Consider the following 20,993-nt stretch of genomic DNA (forward strand, 5'->3'; position numbering starts at 1 on the left):
AACGTCTAACTTCTATCCTCTTTTAAGCTATTGCTTTTCTATTCTTGCCGGTTTTCATTAAGCCGTCATAGTGTTTGTTCAACAGATATGAATTGACCTGTTGCATCGTGTCTATTGCAACTCCTACCATAATCAATAATGATGTACCTCCAAAAAACAATGCCCAACCATCCTGTACGCCCATCAATTTTACGACAACCGCTGGGAACACAGCAATCATTGCCAAAAATATGGAACCTGGTAAGGTTATCTGAGACATTATTTTATCTAAATATTCAGAAGTTTCAGTTCCTGGTCTAATTCCAGGTATAAATCCACCACTACGTTTTAAATCATCAGCCATTTTATTGGTTGGCACAGTAATGGCGGTGTAGAAATACGTAAACACGATAATCAACAATCCAAATACGATATTGTACCAAAGACCAAAAAAGTCGTTGAAATTGGTCTGTAACCATTGTCCAACAGGTCCTTCACCCAGTCCTTTACCAATTAAGGTAGGGACAAACATAATTGCCTGTGCAAAGATAATTGGCATTACTCCAGATGCATTCAATTTTAAAGGCAAGAACTGTCTTGATCCAAACACATTCTTCTCGTAACCACCAGAAGCCGTACGACGTGCGTATTGGACGGCAATCTTACGAACGCCCATGACCAACATGATGGATAGTAAGATGATCACGAACCAAATTACCAATTCGATCAACACCATCATTAAGCCACCGTTTCCACCACCCTCTACTCTAGAAGCAAAGTTCTGAACAAATGATGCAGGCATACGTGCAATGATACCAACCATAATTAATAATGAGATCCCATTACCAATTCCTTTATCAGTAATCTTTTCACCCAACCACATGGCAAAAACGCATCCAGTAACCAATATAATTACTGAAGACACATAAAACATCGTTCCAGTTCCCAATAAAAATGCCGATGTAGGAATACCCAAAGCTGGTAAACTTGCCAAATATCCTGGTGCTTGTACCAAACAGATAGCAATGGTCAACCAACGTGTTATTTGAGTAATCTTCTTTTGGCCACTCGCCCCATCCTTCTGTAATTTTTGAAGGTAAGGAATTGCGATTCCCATTAATTGAACAACAATTGAAGCTGAAATGTATGGCATAATCCCTAAGGCAAATACAGAGGCATTAGCAAAAGCTCCACCCGTAAAGGCATTTAGAAGCCCTAAAATACCTTGATCCGTATTACTGGCCAACTCTCCCAATTGACTTGCATCAATACCTGGTAAAACGACTTGAGCACCAAAACGATAAACTAAAAGTAGACCAAGCGTAAGCATGATTCTATCTTTTAGTTCTGTTATTTTCCAAACATTTTTTAAAGTCTCTATAAATTTCATCCTCTAAACGATCTTATAAAGTTACAGCTTCTCCTCCTGCAGCTTCAATAGCAGCTTTTGCTGAAGCAGTAAATTTATGAGCAGTTACGGTTAATTTTGATGTTAACTCACCACGGCCTAATATTTTAACAAGATCATTCTTGCCAACAAGACCTAGTTCTAAAAGTGTCACCAAATCAACAGTATCCTTAATGACTTTATCATCCACCAATTGTTGTAAGGTATCAAGATTTACACCTTGATATTCTACACGATTGACATTTGTAAATCCAAACTTAGGCACACGTCTTTGAAGTGGCATTTGTCCTCCTTCAAAACCTAATTTCTTAGAATAACCAGAACGCGATTTAGCTCCTTTGTGTCCACGAGTTGCGGTACCACCTTTTCCAGAACCTTGTCCTCTACCTATTCTTTTGCCTTGATTTTTAACTGACCCTTCAGCCGGTTTTAAATTACTTAAATCCATTGTTATGCTGTATTATTTTGTTTAATCTGTTCAATTCTATTTTATCCTAAGGTCAGATTGAATAAATCGTTAAACCTTTAATAAAATTGAAAGCATATTGTTAATTAATTTCTTCTACAGAAACTAAATGTTGAACTTTATTAATCATTCCAAGGATACTTGGCGTATCGTCATGCTCAACAACCTGATTCATTTTACGCAAACCCAAAGATTCCAATATTCTCTTTTGCTTTGACGTACGGTTGATAGCACTCTTTACTTTTTTTACTTTAATCTTTGCCATTATTGTATTGATTAACCGTTAAATACTTTCTCAAGTGAAATTCCTCTATCCTGGGCAACAGATTTTGCGCTTCTCAACTGCAGCAAGGCATCAAAAGTTGCTTTTACTACGTTATGAGGGTTAGAAGATCCTTGCGATTTTGATAATACGTCCTGGATACCTACTGCCTCCAAAACAGTTCTTACAGCTCCACCAGCAATTACTCCGGTACCTTCAGTAGCTGGAATAATATTTACTCTTGCTCCGCCGTACTTACCTTTTTGTTCGTGAGGTAAAGTCTTTCTAAGAAGTGGAATTCTTACCAAGTTTTTCTTGGCATCTTCAATACCTTTAGCAATAGCCGTTGCCACATCTTTAGATTTCCCTAAACCTTGTCCAACAACACCTGCTTCATCTCCAACTACAACAATAGCTGAAAATCCGAATGCTCTACCACCTTTAGTAACTTTAGTAACTCTTTGAACCCCTATAAGATGATCTTTAAGGTCTAAACCACTTGGCTTTACTAATTCTGCGTTTTTATATTTTCGATACATAATGTCTTAAAATTTTAGTCCTGCTTCTCTAGCACCATCTGCTAACGATTTTACTCTTCCGTGATAGCGATAACCACCTCTATCAAAAGAGATCGTTTCTACACCGGCTTTCAATGCTTTTTCACCAAGCGCTTTCCCTACAAGGGCAGCAATTTCTGATTTGGTTCCTTTTGCAGAACTAATATCTTTATCTCTTGAAGATGCAGCACTAATAGTATTACCAGTTACATCGTCTATAATTTGAGCATAAATTTCTTTATTGCTTCTATACACAGCCAAACGAGGTCTTGTTTCTGTTCCAGAAACAATCTTTCGGATTCTGCTCTTTATTCTTAATCTTCTTTGATTTTTTGTCAATGCCATAACTAAACGATTATGCTGATTTACCTGCTTTTCTTCTTAATTCTTCTCCTACAAACTTAATTCCTTTTCCTTTGTAAGGTTCAGGTTTTCTATAACTACGAATCTTCGCTGCAACCTGTCCTACCAATTGTTTGTCATGTGAAGTTAACTTTACTATTGGATTCTTTCCCTTTTCTGAAATCGTTTCCACTTTAACTTCTGGCGCTACAGATAAAACGATGTTATGAGAGAATCCTAAAGCCAAATCCAATTTTTGTCCTTGGTTTGTAGCTCTATAACCTACACCTACCAATTCCAATTGTTTGGTCCAACCTTCAGATACTCCATGTACCATATTATTAACCAATGATCTGTAAAGACCATGGTTGGTTCTTGCTTCCTTACTGTCTGATGGACGTGCTACTGACACTTCATCATCTTTGACTGTAATTTCAACGTTTGAAAATTCCTGAGTTAATTCACCCAACTTTCCCTTAACGGTAATTACGTTGTCTTTGACGTCTACGGTAACCCCTTTTGGGATTGCTATTGGATTATTTCCTATTCTTGACATATCTTCCCTTTTTTAGTAAACGTAGCACAATAACTCACCACCAACATTCGCTCTATGCGCTTGCTTTCCTGTCATTACTCCGTGAGAAGTAGAGACAATTGCAATTCCAAGTCCGTTAAGGATTCTTGGCATTTCACTTGAGCTTGCGTATTTACGTAAACCTGGTTTACTTAATCTTTGAATTTCTCTGATAACAGGTTCTTTAGTCTCTTTGTTGTACTTAAGGGCTATCTTGATAGTGCCTTGTACTGAAGAGTCGTCAAACTTGTAACTTAAAATATATCCTTGGTCGAATAATATTTTAGTGATTTCTTTTTTAAGATTGGATGCAGGAATCTCAACTACTCTGTGGTTGGCCATTACTGCATTTCTAACTCGCGTTAGATAATCTGCGATTGGATCTGTATTCATTTATATTAAATTGCGGACGTGGTTTTTGGTTCTTTCCAAACCTTTGCCCAGTTTATACTCTTATTATGATGTACAAATAAAATGTTGAACATCTGAGATGCGGTTCATCGCCTCACTACAATGCGATTTATCGCACTGTGTTAGAAACACAAGGCATTGTGTTTCTACCAAGATGCTTTGCGCACTCCTGGTATCAACCCTTGATTTGCCATTTCGCGTAACATTACACGAGAGATTCCGAAAATACGAACATATCCTCTTGGTCTTCCGGTCAGTTTACAACGGTTATGCAAACGTACAGGTGATGCATTTCGTGGTAATTTCTGTAGGCCTTCATAATCGCCAGCTTCTTTTAAAGCTTTGCGTTTGTCGGCATACTTATCTACCATTCTCTGTCTTTTCACCTCACGGGCTTTCATTGATTCTTTAGCCATATCTTAATTCTTTTGAAAAGGTAAACCCAATTCTGTTAATAGCGATTTTGCTTCTTTATCTGTATCAGCTGAAGTCACAAAGGTAATATCCATTCCAGAAATATTATTGACTTTATCAATATCAATTTCAGGGAAGATGATTTGCTCCGTAATCCCTAGGTTATAATTACCTCGGCCATCAAATCCACTGGCTTTAATACCATTGAAGTCTCTTACCCTTGGTAATGCTGCTGTTACCAAACGGTCTAGAAACTCATACATTTGCTCTCCGCGTAATGTCACTCTAGCGCCAATTGGCATACCCTTACGTAATTTAAACGATGCGATATCTTTTTTAGATACTGTAGGGACAGCTTTCTGACCAGAAATTTTGGTCAACTCGTCCACTGCATGATCCACTAATTTTTTATCGGCAACGGCAGCGCCCACTCCTTTTGATATGACTATCTTTTGAAGTTTAGGTACTTGCATTACGTTTTTATATCCGAATTCTTCTGTAAGAGCGGAAATTACTTTTTCCTTGTACTCTTGTTTTAATCTTGGAATATATGCCATAACTAAATTACTTCATTTGATTTTTTAGAAAATCTCACTTTTTTATCGCCTTCCATTCTATAGCCAACGCGTGTTGTCTCACCTTTTTTGGTCAAAAGTGATAAGTTGGAAATATGAATAGGCGCTTCTTTTTCTACAATGCCACCTTGCGGGTTTTGTGCACTTGGTTTAGTATGTTTCTTAACCATGTTCACACCTTCAACGATTGCCTTGTTTTTATCCTTTAAGATCTTTACAACTTTACCTTCGGTACCTTTATGGTCTCCGGCAATGACTTGTACTGTATCTCCTGATTTTATTTTAAACTTTGTCGTCATTTTTATCTTTTTTTGAAATGCTTAGCTGTTGAAACGCAACATCTGGCGTTTTTACAGCACTTCAGGTGCCAATGATACAATTTTCATGAATTGCTTATCACGAAGTTCTCTTGCTACAGGTCCGAAAACACGTGTGCCTCTCATTTCTCCTTGCGGATTTAAAAGAACACAAGCATTATCATCGAATCTGATGTATGATCCGTCTGGGCGTCTTACCTCCTTTTTGGTACGTACAACAACAGCCGTAGAAACAGCTCCTTTTTTGATGTTACCATTAGGTGTTGCATCTTTTACAGAAACAACTATCTTGTCACCTAAAGAAGCATATCTTCTTTTAGTGCCACCAAGAACACGGATAGTCAATACTTCCTTTGCTCCAGTGTTATCAGCTACTTTTAATCTTGATTCTTGTTGTAACATAATTACTTAGCTCTTTCAATTATTTCTACTAGTCTCCAACATTTAGATTTACTTAAAGGTCGTGTTTCCATGATCTTTACCGTATCTCCAATGTTACAGTCATTTGTCTCATCGTGCGCAACGTATTTTTTCGTTTTCAACACGAATTTTCCATACATAGGATGTTTTACCTTTTTAACTTCGGCAACAACGATGGATTTCATCATTTTGTTACTAGTTACAACTCCTATACGTTCTTTTCTTAAATTTCTTTTTTCCATCTTTCAGCGGAATACAAATTATTGTACTTCTCTTTTAGTTAATTCGGTTGCAATTCTTGCTACAGAACGTCTGACGTTGCGTAATTGAATCGGATTTTCTAATGGAGAGATAGCATGAGCCATATTCAGGTCAGCATAACTCTTTTTAGTTTCACCTAACTTATCTTGTAATTCAGCTGTAGAAAGCTGTTTAATTTCTGATTGCTTCATAATATCTTATTATTAAACACCGTAATCTCTGGCGATTACGAATTTTGTTTTTACAGGTAATTTTTGAGCAGCCAAACGCAATGCTTCTTTTGCCACGTCTATTGGCACGCCACCTACTTCAAACATAACCCTACCAGGTTTTACTACTGCTACCCAATATTCTACAGCACCTTTACCCTTACCCATACGTACTTCAAGAGGCTTTTTGGTGATAGGCTTGTCTGGAAATATTTTGATCCAAAGTTGCCCTTCTCTTTTCATATAACGTGTAGCTGCAATACGAGCTGCTTCAATTTGACGAGATGTCAAAAACATTCCTGTTTCGTGAACCGATTTTATACCGAACATCCCATTTGAAAGTTCATGTCCTCTACCGGTATTTCCTTTCATGCGGCCTTTTTGCTGCTTACGGAATTTTGTCTTTCTAGGTTGTAACATTTTTCTTTTACTTTAAAAATTACTTTCTACGACGGGCCTTGTTGTTCCCACCACGTCTTGGTGCATCAGATCCTCCTTTGCCACCTTGTTTTTTGGATAAACCAACCAACGGTGAAAGCTCTCTTTTACCATACACTTCACCTTTCATGATCCACACCTTAACACCCAATCTACCGTAAGTAGTATGTGCCTCAACTAAAGCATAGTCAATATCGGCTCTAAACGTCGATAATGGAATTCTTCCTTCTTTGTAGTGCTCAGAACGTGCCATCTCAGCACCGTTCAAACGACCACTAATTTGAATCTTGATTCCTTCAGCGTTCATACGCATTGTAGCAGCAATTGCCATTTTGATGGCACGTCTGTACGAAATACGATTCTCGATTTGTCGAGCAACGCTAGATGCCACTAAAAATGCATCCAATTCTGGTCTCTTGATCTCGAAGATGTTCAATTGAACTTCCTTATCAGTAATTTTTTTGAGTTCTTCTTTTAACTTGTCTACCTCTTGACCGCCTTTCCCGATAATGATACCAGGACGCGCCGTAGTGATAGTAACGGTTACAAGTTTAAGCGTACGCTCAATAATTACTCTTGACACACTTGCTTTAGATAAACGAGCGTGAACATATTTTCTAATCTTATCGTCTTCAGCAAGTTTATCTCCATAATCATTGCCACCATACCAGTTAGATTCCCATCCTCTGATAATTCCTAAACGATTTCCGATTGGATTTGTCTTTTGTCCCATATCTCTATTTAAGCTTGTGTGTTATTTTTTGCTCCAATGACCACGGTTACGTGGTTGGAACGTTTTCTTATTCTGTGTGCACGACCCTGAGGTGCTGGACGTAATCTTTTCAACATTGCGCCACCATCTACTCTGATCTCTTTTACGAACAAGTCAGCATCTTCAATGCTTGCGTCTTCGTTTTTAGCTTGCCAATTGGCAATTGCTGAAAGCACCAATTTTTCTAATCGACGAGATGCTTCTTTAGGGCTAAATCTTAAGATATTTAGAGCCATTTCAGCTTTTTGTCCTCTAACCAAATCCGCTACTAAACGCATTTTTCTCGGTGATGTAGGACAGTTATTAAGCTTAGCAAAAGCAATGTGCTTTTTTTCTTCCTTAATAGCGTCTGCCATTTGTTTTTTACGACTTCCCATAGCTCTACTTATTTTTTACCTTTATTTTTTGCACCTGCGTGACCTCTAAACGATCGGGTTGGTGAAAATTCTCCTAATTTGTGACCTACCATGTTCTCAGTTATATAAACCGGTACAAATTGACGACCATTGTGAACAGCAATTGTTTGTCCAACAAAATCCGGTGAAATCATAGAGGCTCTAGACCACGTTTTGATAACCGTCTTTTTGTTTGAAGCTACATTCTCTTCAACTTTCTTACTCAATTTATAATGGATGTAAGGTCCTTTTTTTAATGAACGTGCCATATTATCTCAATTATTTCTTTCTACGTTCTACAATATACTTGTTGCTCGCCTTGGTTCTAGTACGTGTTCTGTACCCTTTGGCTGGAATTCCTTTTCTTGATCTTGGATGACCACCTGAAGCACGACCTTCACCACCACCCATTGGGTGATCGACAGGGTTCATAGCTACCGGTCTTACACGTGGACGTCTTCCTAACCATCTTGATCTACCTGCTTTACCAGATACAATCAATTGATGATCATGATTGGACACCGCACCAATAGTTGCCATACATTCTACAAGTATCAAACGGGTTTCACCAGAAGGTAATTTCACAGATGCGAATTTCCCATCTCTCGCCATCAATTGGGCGAATGAACCAGCACTTCTGGCCATGATTGCTCCCTGTCCAGGACGCAATTCAATACATGAAATAATAGTACCGAGTGGCACATGCTTCAATGTCATTGCATTTCCAATTTCTGGAGCAATATTCTCAGTTCCAGAAACTACATTCTGCCCTACGTTTAAACCCGCTTGAGCAATTATGTAACGTTTTTCACCATCTTGATAATTCAAAAGAGCGATAAATGCCGTTCTGTTTGGATCGTACTCGATTGATGCAACCTCCGCTGGAATTCCAGGTTTATTACGCTTGAAATCGATGATACGATATCTCTTTTTATGACCGCCTCCTATTTGGCGCATGGTCATTTTTCCTTGACTGTTTCTTCCACCAGATCTTTTATTCGGAACGAGTAAACTCTTTTCCGGCTTATCAGTAGTAATGGCGTCATATCCATTGACTACTCTAAATCGCTGACCTGCTGTGATCGGTTTTAATTTTCTTACTGACATTTGTCTTTAATTACATGTTACTGTATAAATCAATAGATTCACCTTCCGCCAGTTGTACAATTGCTTTTTTGACAGCATTTGTTTTACCAACCTGAATACCTGTCTTTGTGTGACGGGTTCTTCTGTCTGGACGGACATTTATAGTACGAACTTTTTCAACGGAAACGCCATAAGCAGCTTCTACCGCTTTTTTTATTTCAACCTTGTTCGCCTTCGTATTCACTTGGAAGCTATAGCAGTTATTTAACTCGCTATTAGCTGTCGCTTTTTCAGTGATTATAGGTTTAATTAAGATACTCATGTTTCCTTATTTACTTAAATTCGATTCGATACCTTCTAAAGAGCTCTCCAAAAGGATTAACTTGTTTGCATTTAAAATTTTGTAAGTGCTTAATTCTGAATTCATTACAACGTCAGAACCTTTTAAATTACGTGAGGACAAATATACATTATTATTTGACGCTCCCAACACAAACAAAGATTTTTTATTCTCAACTCCCAACGCTTTCAACACGTTAGTGAAGTTTTTGGTTTTTGGAGAGTCAAAATTGAAGTCTTCCATCACCACGATTGCATCATCCTTAGCTTTCATTGTCAAGGCCGATTTTCGCGCTAAGCGCTTAAGTCCTTTGTTCAATTTGAAGCTATAATTTTTTGGTCTTGGACCAAACATACGTCCTCCACCTCTGAAAATCCCAGACTTGATTGATCCTGCACGTGCAGTACCAGTACCTTTCTGTTTTTTGATCTTACGTGTACTTCCAGAGATTTCTGCTCTTTCCTTGGCCTTGTGCGTTCCTTGACGTTGGTTAGCAAGAAATTGCTTAACATCTAAGTAAACCGCATGGTTATTAGGTTCAATAGCAAACACATCAGCCGAAAGCTCAACCTTTCTTCCTGTGTCTTTTCCGTTTACATCTACAACTGCTACTTTCATTATTTCTGAATAATTACATAAGAGTTTTTATGGCCAGGAACACATCCTTTAACCACCAATAAGTTCTTTTCAGGAACTACTTTATAAACTCTTAAATTTTCAACATTCACTCTTTCGCCACCCATTCTACCGGCCATTTTCTTTCCTTTGAATATTCTTCCAGGATATGAAGCAGCACCAACAGAACCAGGAGCTCTACCCATACTTTGCTGACCATGGGTCATTTCTGATCCACCAAATCCGTGACGTCTTACGACACCTTGGAATCCTTTTCCTTTAGAAGTACCAGTTATATCAACATATTCACCTTCGATGAAATGATCTACAGTGATGGCATCACCTAATTTGTAATTTTCTTCAAATCCTCGGAATTCAACGACTTTTCTTTTAACAGAAGTACCGGCTTTCTTAGCATGACCTGCTTCAGCTTTTGTGGCGCTTTTCTCTGTCTTGTCATCGAAACCAAGTTGAAGAGCACTATACCCGTCAACCTCTTTGGTTCTGACTTGGGTAACGATACATGGTCCAGCTTCGATTACTGTACAAGGAATGTTTTTCCCGTTTTCATCAAAGATGCTGGTCATACCGATCTTTTTTCCTATTAACCCAGACATAATTATTATTTAATGATTATTATTAATTACTTACTATTCAATTTTTGCTTGTTTGCACTGACAAGTCGAAACTTGTCCGTACGGATCCAAAATATTCAGGGCCGAAAAATACTTCAGCCCTGAATGTATTTTTACCGTTTTTCCCTCGCCCGCAGCTTAGGACATGTTGAGACGCAATGCATTGCGTCTTTACTATACTTTGATCTCTACTTCTACCCCACTTGGCAATTCAAGCTTCATCAAAGCATCAATGGTTTTTGATGAAGAGCTATAGATATCCAAAAGTCTTTTGTAAGAACTTAATTGGAACTGCTCTCTAGCTTTCTTGTTGACGTGTGGAGAACGTAGTACAGTGAAAATTTTCTTGTGTGTTGGTAATGGAATCGGTCCCGTTACAACTGCGCCTGTACTTTTTACTGTTTTAACAATCTTGTCTGCAGATTTATCTACTAAACTGTGATCGTATGATTTTAGCTTTATTCTGATTTTTTGACTCATTTTCTTATAATTTAAGCTTCGACGCCTTTAGCTGCCTTAATCACCTCTTCAGATATGTTAGAAGGTGTTTCAGCATAATGTGAAAATTCCATTGTTGATGTTGCACGACCTGAAGACAATGTTCTTAATGTCGTAACATATCCAAACATTTCAGATAATGGCACAGTAGCTTTAACCGTTTTAGCTCCAGCTCTATCACCCATATCACTCACTTGTCCTCTTCTTCGGTTTAAATCTCCAACAATATCACCCATGTTTTCCTCAGGTGTAATCACCTCGATTTTCATGATAGGCTCCATTATAACAGCTTTTGCAGCTTTTGCAGCATTTCTAAATCCGATTCTTGCCGCCAATTCAAATGACAGTTGATCAGAATCGACATCATGGTAAGAACCATCTGTCAACACCACTTTCATTGCATCAACTTCGTAGCCCGCCAATGGACCATTGACCATAGCTTGTTTAAATCCTTTTTCAATTGAAGGGATAAATTCCTTAGGAATATTACCTCCTTTAATTTCAGAAATAAACTCCAATCCTACCTTACCTTCATCAGCTGGACCCAATGTGAATTGGATATCAGCAAATTTACCACGTCCACCAGATTGTTTTTTATAAACCTCTCTATGTTGAGCCGCTTGGGTAATGGCTTCTTTATATTCAACTTGCGGTGCACCTTGGTTGACTTCAACTTTGAATTCACGACGCATACGGTCCACAATAATATCTAAGTGAAGCTCACCCATCCCTGAAATAATAGTCTGTCCTGATGCTTCGTCAGTTCTTACTGTAAACGTTGGATCTTCTTCAGCCAATTTAGCCAAGGCCATCCCCATTTTATCAACATCTGCTTTAGTTTTTGGCTCCACAGCGATACCAATAACCGGATCTGGGAAATCCATAGATTCTAAAACAATTGGATGTTTTTCATCAGACATGGTATCACCAGTCTTAATATCTTTAAATCCTACTGCAGCTCCAATATCACCCGCCTCGATAAAATCAATCGCATTTTGTTTGTTAGAGTGCATTTGGTAGATACGTGAGATACGCTCTTTCTTTCCTGAACGGTTGTTCAAGATATAAGAACCTGCGTCCAAACGTCCTGAGTAAACTCTAAAGAAAGCCAATCGACCAACAAAAGGATCCGTAGCAATCTTAAATGCCAATGCTGAGAAAGGTTCTGCAACACTTGGTTTACGTCTCTCTTCTTTTTCTGTATCTGGATTAACCCCTACAACACTTTCTCTATCCATTGGAGAAGGTAAGTAGCGACAAACAGCGTCCAATAAAAACTGAACTCCTTTATTTTTGAATGACGATCCACAAACCATTGGTATAATGGCCATATCCATCACCGCAGCTCTTAACGCAGCGTGTACTTCATCTTCAGTAATAGAGTCTTCATCTTCCATGAATTTCTCTAATAAGTTCTCGTCGTAAGTAGCTACTTCTTCAATTAGCAAAGCTCTGTACTCACGAACTTCATCCTTCATGTCTTCAGGAATCGGCACCACGTCATATGTTGAACCAAAGTTTTCATCGTGCCATACTACGGCTCTATTTCTCACTAAATCAACAACACCTTTAAAGTCAGCTTCGTCTCCAATAGGCAATACAATTGGCACTGCATTAGACCCAAGCATTTCTTTAACCTGTTTGTTAACTTCTAAAAAGTTAGCACCTTGACGGTCCATTTTATTGACAAACCCAATTCTTGGTACTTTATAGTTGTCAGCTAGCCTCCAGTTAGTTTCAGACTGTGGCTCAACACCATCAACTGCACTAAACAAGAAGACCAACCCATCAAGTACACGTAATGAACGGTTGACTTCAACCGTAAAATCAACGTGACCTGGAGTATCAATTATATTAAAATGGTAGCTTTGAGCATCTTCTGTTGGTTCTCCATTTTCCTTTGGAAATACCCAATCACAAGTCGTTGCAGCAGAAGTAATGGTAATACCTCTTTCTGCTTCCTGCTCCATCCAGTCCATAGTTGATGACCCTTCGTGAGTTTCACCTAACTTATGGTTAACACCGGTATAAAACAAGATCCGTTCTGTAGTTGTAGTTTTTCCAGCATCAATATGTGCTGCAATTCCTATATTTCTTGTAAGTTTTAAATCTCTTGCCATATATTAGAATCTAAAGTGTGAGAATGCTTTGTTAGCTTCTGCCATTTTATGTGTATCCATGCGTTTTTTAACAGCAGCACCTTCTTCTTTGGCTGCGGCTAAGATTTCAGCAGCAAGTTTTGCTGGCATAGATTTTTCGTTTCTTTTACGGGCGTAAGTAATCATCCATTTCATTGCGGTTGATACTTTACGGTCTGGACGAATCTGCATTGGGATTTGGAATGTTGCACCTCCAACACGTCGGCTACGTACTTCTACGTGAGGCATTACGTTAGATAAAGCATCTTTCCATGTTTCCAAGGCTGTTTTCTCGTCGTCAGTTTTCTTTGATTCTACAATGTCAATTGCATCGTAAAATACTTTAAAAGCCACAGACTTCTTTCCATCCCACATCATCATATTAACAAAACGAGTTACTAACTGGTCGTTAAAACGTGGATCTGGTAAAAGCGGTCTCTTTTTTGCTGCTCTTTTTCTCATGTCTTCTTTTTGAGTTTAATTGTTAATTGCTAATCGTTATTCGCTTAAATGCTACGCACTTACAACTCATAACCCTTAACTCCTAACTTGTTTTACTTCTTAGGGCGTTTTGTTCCGTACTTAGATCTACGTTGCGTTCTACCTGTAACACCTGCTGTGTCTAAGGCACCACGAACGATGTGATATCTAACTCCTGGCAAATCCTTTACCCTTCCACCTCTAACCAATACTATCGAGTGCTCCTGAAGATTGTGACCTTCGCCGCCGATGTATGCGTTGACCTCGTTACCGTTTGTCAAACGAACCCTTGCCACCTTACGCATTGCTGAGTTAGGTTTCTTAGGTGTCGTCGTGTAAACACGAGTACACACACCACGTCTTTGTGGACACGAATCAAGGGCAACCGATTTACTCTTCTTGGTTATTTTGGTTCTTCCTTTTCGTACTAATTGTGAAATTGTTGGCATATATTTCTATATAAATTTATTTTACTCCTCGCTTTTGAGGGCTGCAAAGGTAGAAAATAATTTCTCTTTTTCAAATGTATAGTGATTAATTTTTAATTCTTTAGCTAATTATTTAACATAGCACATATTTTTAGACAAAATTTTCCGTTAGCTTTGAAGATGTTTAAGTATAACATGACCTTAAAAACATTCTTTTTTTTAGTTTTTATTGGATGGATCTCCTCTTCAAACCTTATGGCTCAATCTTTAGCCCTCAAAGCTGTTGGCACCACTGATGATGAGACAACCGTACTTGAGGCCTTGGAATATCAGCAGAAATTTGACGACTTTAATTCGCTTCAACTAGAGGTCAATTCAATTGCGAATTCCTTATCCCATTTAGGCTATTTGGAAAGTAAGTTGCTCGATCTTAAGAAGACCAGCGACTCATCTTTTGTGGCCACCTACTTTTTAGGGGGGCACTATACCATGGCCAGAATATATTTTGATCCCGATTTTAATACGAAAATCCTGAAATTAGTATCCAATTCCATTGCAGAACGTTATTTTGAGGTTGACATTAATACATTAGAGGCATCGCTACAAACGCTAAACGCTGAGATTGCGAACACGGGCGATCCTTTTTCAACCACGCGACTAACCAATATCAAAAAGGAAGGGGGTGTTTTGTTGGCCGACTTAAAAATTGTCGCGCAACATCCAAGGACAATCGACACGGTTATTGTTAAGGGCTACGATAAATTTCCAAAATCGTTTGTGAAGCGCTACCTGAAGATCAAGAGCAAGCAGGATTTCAATCTAAAAACCATAAAGGAAAAAACGGAGGCTTTAGAGAATTTACAGTTTGCCGCTCAGATAAAAGATCCAGAAGTCCTGTTCACGAGAGACTCTACCTTACTATATATATATGTAGAAAAGCAGAAAAGCAATACATTTGATGGGTTCCTCGGCTTTGGTACGAACACTGATACGGATAAAATAGAATTTGACGGCTACCTAAACCTCAACTTGATCAACAATCTGAATTATGGAGAATCATTCCGATTGCTCTATAAAAGTGATGAAAGCGAGCAAAAGACGTTTGATGTCAAAGCAAAGCTCCCCTATATATTGGGGTCGCCAATAGGAATACAACTGGGTCTCAATATTTTTAAAAAGGATTCCTCTTTTGTTACCACAACGCAATTTGCCAAAATGGATTATCAATTTGATCCAAAAAACAGTGTGGCTTTGGGAATTAACACGCAGGCATCTACCAATTTATTGGACAATCCCATCTTAACCATTAACGATTTTAAATCGACCTTCTACAATTTAAGTTACAATCATTCAGAGCCGCAGCGTTACGACAAATTGTTTCCGATTAACTTTATGTTTGACGTATCCTTTGGAATGGGCAATAGATTTATTGATGACACTGACCAATCACAAACTAAATTGGAGCTGAACAGTTTCAAGATCGTCAATCTTAATTTTAGGAACAGTATTTATGGGCAGATCAATACTGCTATTTTACATTCGGATACTTATGTTGAAAACGAATTGTTCCGGTTTGGAGGGATCAATTCCATTAGAGGCTTTGAGGAAAACAGTTTGGCAGCCAATTTATATATGGTCTTTAATACAGAATACCGTTATAAGGTTTCAAACAATCTTTATGTCAATTCGATTATTGACCTCGCCTATTACGAAAATCAGATCCTGGACATAAAAAGCAAGCTTCTGGGATTGGGTTTTGGATTTGGAGTGCTCACACAAGCTGGTCTTTTTAAATTGAACTATAGCAATGGCAGCACAGAAAATCAAAGTATCAAACTGTCAAACTCCAAAATACATATCAGTTTATCGGCAATTTTTTAAGTAATCCTTATAATAAAGCGCTCATAGATATCAACAGGATTTCCAAGAAATCTGCGCGACCTAAACCCTGACCAAATCAGCCTTCAACCTTCAGACATTTGGACGGAACGCAATGCACTCAATCGATTTAGTTAGTTTAATAGGTTGTATTTCAGTGTTCTAAATATTTTTATTTGGATTAAAATCAAATTCGGTGAGTTTTTAATTGGTTTTTTAACTTTTTATTAGCACTTTTGGAACAGGCTAATTCAAATTAATTTAAATATGAAAACACAGTTTCGTGTAATTCTAACGCTATTCATAGTGTTAGTCGCACATACGTTGTATGCGCAAGACAAAGTGATTTCAGGAGTCATATCGGACCAATCTGGTTTACCGCTTCCTGGAGTTAACATTATTGTAAAGGGCACCTCAGTTGGTACCCAATCAGATTTTGATGGAAAGTATTCCATTGAAGCAAGTACAGGTGATATTCTCTCGTTCACCTATGTTGGACTCAAACCTCAAGAAATTACAGTAGGCACATCCAGCACAATCAACGTCACCATGGTAGAAGACGCTGCAATGCTTGATGAAGTTGTTGTAACGGCTTTGGGTATTTCAAGGGAGAAAAAATCATTAGGTTATTCCACTCAAGAAGTTGAAGGTGAAGATTTAAGCACTGTTAAAAGTGGCAACTTCGTCAATGCCCTTTCAGGTAGAGCATCCGGGGTTCAAATCAAAAGGAACAATAACCTTGGCGGATCTACGAACGTAGTCATTCGGGGGAATGCGTCTTTAACGGGCAGCAACCAGGCTTTATTTGTTATTGATGGTGTACCTATCAATAATACGAATACCAATTCGGCCAGTCAAGCTCAGGCTTCCGGTGGATATTACGACTATGGTAATACGGCGTCTGACATCAACCCTGACGACATTGAATCAGTGAACATCCTTAAGGGTGCAGCAGCATCGGCCCTATACGGCTCCAGAGCTGCCAACGGGGTGATTATGATCACGACCAAAACCGGTAAAAAGAGTAAAGGATTAGGAATTACAGTTAATTCTGGCGTTACCTTCGGATCTATTGACAAGAGCACTTTTGCTAAATATCAAAAAGATTATGGTGCTGGTTATGGTGCTTACTATGACGGGCCAGGTGGTTTTTGGTATATGGAAGATATCAATGGTGACGGAATTGATGACCAAGTAGTACCATACACTGAAGATGGTTCGTATGGAGCTCCATTTGATTCAAGTTTGTTAGTTTACCAATGGGATTCGTTTGATCCTGATTCACCAAACTATCTCACTCCAACACCATGGGTAAGTGCTGCCAATGGTCCGATAACCTTTTTCGAAACTCCAGTCACAACTACCAATTCAATCTCTATTGAAAATGGTCTGGAAAATGGATCTTACAGATTGGGTTATACACGTTTTGAACAGAATGGTCTTATGCCTAACAGCAATATCACCAAGCACAATTTTTCAATCAGTGGTAATTATAAGTTAAACGAAAAATTAACTGCCACAGGTTATGCCAATTACATTAAAACAGATGGTTTAGGAAGAAACTCTACGGGGTATAGCGACAACATCATTTCAATGTTTAAACAATGGTGGCAAACCAACGTTGACTTAAAGGATCAAAAGGACATTTATTTTGCGACTCGCAGAAATGTCACTTGGAACCCTGGTACATCAGCTCCTGGCGAAGTACCTATCTTCTGGGACAACCCTTACTTTGCACGATACGAAAACTATCAGAATGATTCAAGAAATCGTTTTATAGGAAATGTATCCTTAAACTATGAATTGACGGATTGGTTGGACATAACTGGTAGAATTGCTACAGATACTTATTCTGAAATGCAAGAAGAAAGAAGAGCTAATGGTAGTGTACCGTCGGCTTTTGGGGTCAATCGTGGTAACGTAGATTCTGGATATTTAAGAAGAAATATCAGTAACACGGAAACCAACTACGATTTAATGCTCAATTTCAATAAAGACTTAGGCGAAAAATTCAACCTAAAAGGTATTTTAGGAGTCAATATTCGTAGAAATGAATACCAAATGATCTACGCTTCAACCAATGGTGGATTGAGTGTACCAAAATTATACTCGTTACAAAATAGTGTTGGCCCATTACCTTTGCCAAAGGAAACTGCCGAAAAAGTTGGGGTTGATGGTGTATATGCAAGTGCCTCTCTGGGATATGACGATTTTATATTCGTTGATGCCACAATAAGAAGAGACCATTCATCAACTCTACCAGAAGACAATAGCACGTTTTACTATCCGTCTATAGCTACGAGTTTTGTATTTTCAAATTTAATTGAATCAGATGTCATTTCTTTTGGAAAACTACGAGCAAGTTATGCTGAGGTAGGTAATAGTGCTCCGTTCGACTTTTTGTACGATAGCTTTACAGTAAATACGCCAATCGGGACTTCTAACACCTCCGTTGGAGATGTCAAGAAAAATCCGAATCTTAAACCAGAAAACACTGAAAGTGTTGAATTAGGTTTAGAGATGCGTTTTCTTAAAAGTAGGTTAGGACTGGATGTGGCATTGTACAAAACCAATTCTGTAGATCAGATTTATGGTGTACCTGTTTCTACAGCTACCGGATTTACTTCTAAAATCTTAAATGCCGGTGAAATTGAAAATAAAGGTGTAGAGGTCACCATCTTTGCGGCACCTGTTAGAAACGACGATTTTTCTTGGGACATGAACATCAACTGGTCTACCAACAAAAACAAGGTCATTGCTTTAGCGGATGGTATTGATAATTTACAATTAGGTTCTTTCCAAGGAGGAATTACACTTAACGCAAGAGTTGGGGAGCCTTATGGTGTTATCAACGGAACAGACTACACGTATATTGACGGTCAACGCGTTGTGGATGAAACTTCTGGAGAATACATTAAAACCTCTACGTCAGATCAAGTTATTGGCGACATCAATCCAGAATGGTCTGCAGGTTTCTCCAATAAATTCACATACAAAAACGTATCACTTAGCTTCTTAATTGATGTTCAAAAAGGTGGTAGCATTTTCTCTTTAGATAATTATTACGGAATGGCTACAGGTCTCTATGCCGAGACATCATTTATCAATGATCTCGGAAACCCTGTTAGAAACACCCTCGCTGACGGTGGTGGCTTTATCAACCCAGGAGTTAATCCTGATGGTTCTATCAACACAACACGTATTAGAGCGGACAGATTTGGTGCCTTCGGATACCGTAGAGGCTTACCGGACAAAGCGTTTGTTTATGACGCTGGATTTGTGAAATTGAGAGAAGTAGCATTATCATACAGCTTACCTCAAAGTTTAATTGGTCAATCATCATTATTTAAGGATGTGACATTTAGCGTTATTGGTTCAAATCTTTGGATCATTGATAAAAGTCTTCCGCATGCCGATCCAGAAAGTGGATTAGGTGCTGGTAACCTACAAGGATATTCTGTAGGTTCACTTCCTACAACGCGGGACTTTGCATTTAACGTTAAATTGAAATTTTAAAAACTACTGAAAATGAAAAAAGTAATATTATTATTAATAGGCGCAGTCGCCATATATTCTTGCTCTAGTGATTTAGAGAATCTCAATCAGAATATAAAAGATCCTGCGAGCGTACCTGGTGAATCATTATTTACTGGTGCACAAAAAAACCTGATGGACCAAATTGCCGAAATTAATGTTAACCTCAATAACACCCAATTGTGGTCGCAGTTTTTGCAAGAGGCTACCTATACTGACGAAAGTAATTATGATCAGGTTACACGAACCATTCCCCAAAGTCATTGGGATGTGATGTACAAAGATGTTCTGAAAGATTTGGATGAGGCTTCCAAAGTAATCTCAGAAACTACTTATACTACAGATGCATTAAATGCTTTAAAACCAAATAAGCTGTTAATCAATGAAATACTATCCATTTATGCTTATAGCAATCTTGTAGAAACCTTTGGAGATGTACCATATTCTGAAGCTTTAGACATTGACAACTTGTTGCCTAAATATGATGATGGACTTACCATCTACAAAGATCTCCTCACTCGACTAACAGTTGCCATCAATGCACTGGATACCTCAAAAGGAAGCTATGGTAGTGCCGATAGAATTTATCAAGGTGACGTTTCAAAATGGAAGATGTTTGCCAACTCATTAAAATTGAGAATGGCGAATTTAATATCAGACATTGAGCCTGGTATAGCGCAAACCGCTATAACTGAAGCCTTGGACAGTGGTGTTATAACCTCTCCTGATGACAATGCTACCTACAGTTATTTAACAGCTGATCCGAATACCAATCCGGTTTATGTATCATTGGTATTAAGCGGTAGAAAAGATTATGTTGCGGGGAAAACGGTAATTGATATCATGAACGATTTGAACGATCCTAGAAGACCTCTATATTTTACAATGGTAGATGGCGAGTACAAAGGAGGTGTTATTGGTCAAGAATCAACTTATGCTAACTTTTCGCATTTCTCTGAGCAATTTGAAAATGCTTCTCTTCCAGGAATCTTGTTTTCGTATTCAGAAGTAGAATTCATTTTGGCAGAATTAGCTGCAAAAAACTTTACGGTTCCAAGCACTGCAATGGAGCATTATAACAATGGAGTTGCGGCCTCTATAGTATATTGGGGTGGTACACCAGCAGAAGCAGTAGCCTATTTGGCACAACCTGAGGTTAACTATCTCACTGCTATTGCCACGAGTACAGCAACGACACCTTGGAAAGAGGTTATCGGTACACAAAAGTGGTTATCCTTATTTAGCCGGGGAATGGAAGCTTGGACTTCGATCCGTCTTTTAGATTACCCTATCATGGCAGAGCCTGTTGATGCCGTGTCAGGATATCCAAACAGATATACCTACCCTATTGTTGAGCAGACCTTAAATGGTGCAAGTTATAATGCTGCATCGGCTGCTATAGGCGAAGATACTGCCGAACAAAAATTATTTTGGGACGTAAATTAATGTAATTTGCCTACTTGAAATTTGAAAACCTCTTAAGCTTTATGTTTAAGAGGTTTTTTTGTTCTTCCTTCTAAAAAATTGATCATCTTATAAATGCATTCTTAAATAAACCTTC

The 20,993-nt window shown here is 38.4% G+C and carries 28 protein-coding genes; 3 read left to right on the plus strand and 25 right to left on the minus strand.

Annotation, left to right across the window (positions count from 1 at the left end; genetic code table 11):
- Window positions 1-22: 22 nt before the first annotated feature.
- From secY to rpsL, 25 genes are all read right to left on the minus strand, one after another.
- Window positions 23-1,369: a preprotein translocase subunit SecY gene (secY, locus tag G6N06_RS14815; RefSeq protein WP_163517568.1), complete on the minus strand. Its 1,347-nt coding sequence runs from the start codon at window positions 1,367-1,369 to the stop codon at window positions 23-25.
- 13 nt (window positions 1,370-1,382) lie between these two features.
- Window positions 1,383-1,835: a 50S ribosomal protein L15 gene (gene rplO / locus G6N06_RS14820; RefSeq protein ID WP_163517569.1), complete on the minus strand. Its 453-nt coding sequence runs from the start codon at window positions 1,833-1,835 to the stop codon at window positions 1,383-1,385.
- 100 nt (window positions 1,836-1,935) lie between these two features.
- The gene (gene rpmD / locus G6N06_RS14825) at window positions 1,936-2,118 is read right to left on the minus strand and encodes a 50S ribosomal protein L30 (protein ID WP_163517570.1); all 183 of its coding nucleotides are present in this window, start codon (window positions 2,116-2,118) and stop codon (window positions 1,936-1,938) included.
- A gap of 11 nt (window positions 2,119-2,129) precedes the next feature.
- On the minus strand, window positions 2,130-2,654 hold the full coding sequence (gene rpsE / locus G6N06_RS14830; RefSeq protein WP_163517571.1) for a 30S ribosomal protein S5: 525 nt from the start codon (window positions 2,652-2,654) through the stop codon (window positions 2,130-2,132).
- 6 nt (window positions 2,655-2,660) lie between these two features.
- Window positions 2,661-3,017: a 50S ribosomal protein L18 gene (gene rplR, locus G6N06_RS14835; RefSeq protein WP_163517572.1), complete on the minus strand. Its 357-nt coding sequence runs from the start codon at window positions 3,015-3,017 to the stop codon at window positions 2,661-2,663.
- 10 nt (window positions 3,018-3,027) lie between these two features.
- The gene (gene rplF / locus G6N06_RS14840) at window positions 3,028-3,570 is read right to left on the minus strand and encodes a 50S ribosomal protein L6 (protein WP_163517573.1); all 543 of its coding nucleotides are present in this window, start codon (window positions 3,568-3,570) and stop codon (window positions 3,028-3,030) included.
- Window positions 3,571-3,582: 12 nt separating this feature from the next.
- Window positions 3,583-3,981: a 30S ribosomal protein S8 gene (gene rpsH / locus G6N06_RS14845; protein ID WP_163517574.1), complete on the minus strand. Its 399-nt coding sequence runs from the start codon at window positions 3,979-3,981 to the stop codon at window positions 3,583-3,585.
- Between the two features lie 164 nt (window positions 3,982-4,145).
- A complete protein-coding gene (gene rpsN, locus G6N06_RS14850; RefSeq protein WP_163517575.1) occupies window positions 4,146-4,415 on the minus strand; it encodes a 30S ribosomal protein S14 in 270 nt (89 codons plus the stop codon).
- A 3-nt stretch (window positions 4,416-4,418) separates the two neighbouring features.
- Window positions 4,419-4,970 carry a 50S ribosomal protein L5 gene (gene rplE, locus G6N06_RS14855; protein ID WP_163517576.1) on the minus strand — a complete coding sequence of 184 codons (552 nt, stop codon included), beginning with the start codon at window positions 4,968-4,970 and terminating at the stop codon, window positions 4,419-4,421.
- A 2-nt stretch (window positions 4,971-4,972) separates the two neighbouring features.
- Complete coding sequence (gene rplX, locus G6N06_RS14860) at window positions 4,973-5,287, minus strand: 50S ribosomal protein L24 (RefSeq protein WP_163517577.1); 315 nt, start codon at window positions 5,285-5,287, stop codon at window positions 4,973-4,975.
- 51 nt (window positions 5,288-5,338) lie between these two features.
- Window positions 5,339-5,707: a 50S ribosomal protein L14 gene (gene rplN / locus G6N06_RS14865; RefSeq protein WP_129018488.1), complete on the minus strand. Its 369-nt coding sequence runs from the start codon at window positions 5,705-5,707 to the stop codon at window positions 5,339-5,341.
- A gap of 2 nt (window positions 5,708-5,709) precedes the next feature.
- Entirely contained in the window at window positions 5,710-5,967 is a 258-nt protein-coding gene (gene rpsQ, locus G6N06_RS14870) for a 30S ribosomal protein S17 (RefSeq protein ID WP_013869035.1), read from the minus strand.
- Window positions 5,968-5,985: 18 nt separating this feature from the next.
- Entirely contained in the window at window positions 5,986-6,177 is a 192-nt protein-coding gene (gene rpmC / locus G6N06_RS14875; protein WP_027126039.1) for a 50S ribosomal protein L29, read from the minus strand.
- Between the two features lie 12 nt (window positions 6,178-6,189).
- Window positions 6,190-6,615, minus strand: coding sequence for a 50S ribosomal protein L16 (gene rplP / locus G6N06_RS14880; protein WP_163517578.1), 426 nt, complete (start codon window positions 6,613-6,615; stop codon window positions 6,190-6,192).
- Between the two features lie 19 nt (window positions 6,616-6,634).
- Window positions 6,635-7,366 (minus strand): 30S ribosomal protein S3, encoded by a 732-nt coding sequence (rpsC, locus tag G6N06_RS14885; RefSeq protein WP_163517579.1) that lies wholly within the window; start codon window positions 7,364-7,366, stop codon window positions 6,635-6,637.
- 8 nt (window positions 7,367-7,374) lie between these two features.
- The gene (gene rplV, locus G6N06_RS14890) at window positions 7,375-7,782 is read right to left on the minus strand and encodes a 50S ribosomal protein L22 (protein WP_163517580.1); all 408 of its coding nucleotides are present in this window, start codon (window positions 7,780-7,782) and stop codon (window positions 7,375-7,377) included.
- A gap of 8 nt (window positions 7,783-7,790) precedes the next feature.
- Window positions 7,791-8,069, minus strand: a complete 279-nt coding sequence (gene rpsS / locus G6N06_RS14895; protein ID WP_163517581.1) for a 30S ribosomal protein S19 — start codon at window positions 8,067-8,069, stop codon at window positions 7,791-7,793.
- 10 nt (window positions 8,070-8,079) lie between these two features.
- Entirely contained in the window at window positions 8,080-8,907 is an 828-nt protein-coding gene (gene rplB, locus G6N06_RS14900; RefSeq protein ID WP_163517582.1) for a 50S ribosomal protein L2, read from the minus strand.
- 10 nt (window positions 8,908-8,917) lie between these two features.
- Entirely contained in the window at window positions 8,918-9,208 is a 291-nt protein-coding gene (gene rplW / locus G6N06_RS14905) for a 50S ribosomal protein L23 (RefSeq protein ID WP_163517583.1), read from the minus strand.
- A gap of 6 nt (window positions 9,209-9,214) precedes the next feature.
- Entirely contained in the window at window positions 9,215-9,844 is a 630-nt protein-coding gene (rplD, locus tag G6N06_RS14910) for a 50S ribosomal protein L4 (RefSeq protein WP_163517584.1), read from the minus strand.
- On the minus strand, window positions 9,844-10,458 hold the full coding sequence (gene rplC / locus G6N06_RS14915; RefSeq protein ID WP_163517585.1) for a 50S ribosomal protein L3: 615 nt from the start codon (window positions 10,456-10,458) through the stop codon (window positions 9,844-9,846). The genes rplD and rplC overlap by 1 nt, the downstream gene beginning before the upstream one ends.
- Window positions 10,459-10,650: 192 nt before the next feature.
- The gene (gene rpsJ / locus G6N06_RS14920) at window positions 10,651-10,956 is read right to left on the minus strand and encodes a 30S ribosomal protein S10 (protein WP_129018480.1); all 306 of its coding nucleotides are present in this window, start codon (window positions 10,954-10,956) and stop codon (window positions 10,651-10,653) included.
- Window positions 10,957-10,967: 11 nt separating this feature from the next.
- Window positions 10,968-13,094 (minus strand): elongation factor G, encoded by a 2,127-nt coding sequence (fusA, locus tag G6N06_RS14925; protein ID WP_163517586.1) that lies wholly within the window; start codon window positions 13,092-13,094, stop codon window positions 10,968-10,970.
- A gap of 3 nt (window positions 13,095-13,097) precedes the next feature.
- Window positions 13,098-13,574: a 30S ribosomal protein S7 gene (gene rpsG, locus G6N06_RS14930; RefSeq protein ID WP_163517587.1), complete on the minus strand. Its 477-nt coding sequence runs from the start codon at window positions 13,572-13,574 to the stop codon at window positions 13,098-13,100.
- A gap of 92 nt (window positions 13,575-13,666) precedes the next feature.
- Entirely contained in the window at window positions 13,667-14,041 is a 375-nt protein-coding gene (rpsL, locus tag G6N06_RS14935) for a 30S ribosomal protein S12 (protein ID WP_027126027.1), read from the minus strand.
- A 234-nt stretch (window positions 14,042-14,275) separates the two neighbouring features.
- On the opposite strand from rpsL, the gene G6N06_RS14940 reads away from it, so the two are divergent.
- The 3 genes from G6N06_RS14940 to G6N06_RS14950 all read left to right on the plus strand — a co-directional run bounded on the left by G6N06_RS14940 (window position 14,276) and on the right by G6N06_RS14950 (window position 20,878).
- Complete coding sequence (locus G6N06_RS14940) at window positions 14,276-15,901, plus strand: BamA/TamA family outer membrane protein (RefSeq protein ID WP_163517588.1); 1,626 nt, start codon at window positions 14,276-14,278, stop codon at window positions 15,899-15,901.
- Between the two features lie 264 nt (window positions 15,902-16,165).
- On the plus strand, window positions 16,166-19,414 hold the full coding sequence (locus G6N06_RS14945; RefSeq protein WP_163517589.1) for a SusC/RagA family TonB-linked outer membrane protein: 3,249 nt from the start codon (window positions 16,166-16,168) through the stop codon (window positions 19,412-19,414).
- 12 nt (window positions 19,415-19,426) lie between these two features.
- A complete protein-coding gene (locus G6N06_RS14950; RefSeq protein ID WP_163517590.1) occupies window positions 19,427-20,878 on the plus strand; it encodes a SusD/RagB family nutrient-binding outer membrane lipoprotein in 1,452 nt (483 codons plus the stop codon).
- The last annotated feature ends 115 nt before the right edge of the window (window positions 20,879-20,993 follow it).

Origin of the sequence: Gelidibacter japonicus (assembly GCF_010725055.1) — a bacterium.
GTDB lineage: Bacteria > Bacteroidota > Bacteroidia > Flavobacteriales > Flavobacteriaceae > Gelidibacter > Gelidibacter japonicus.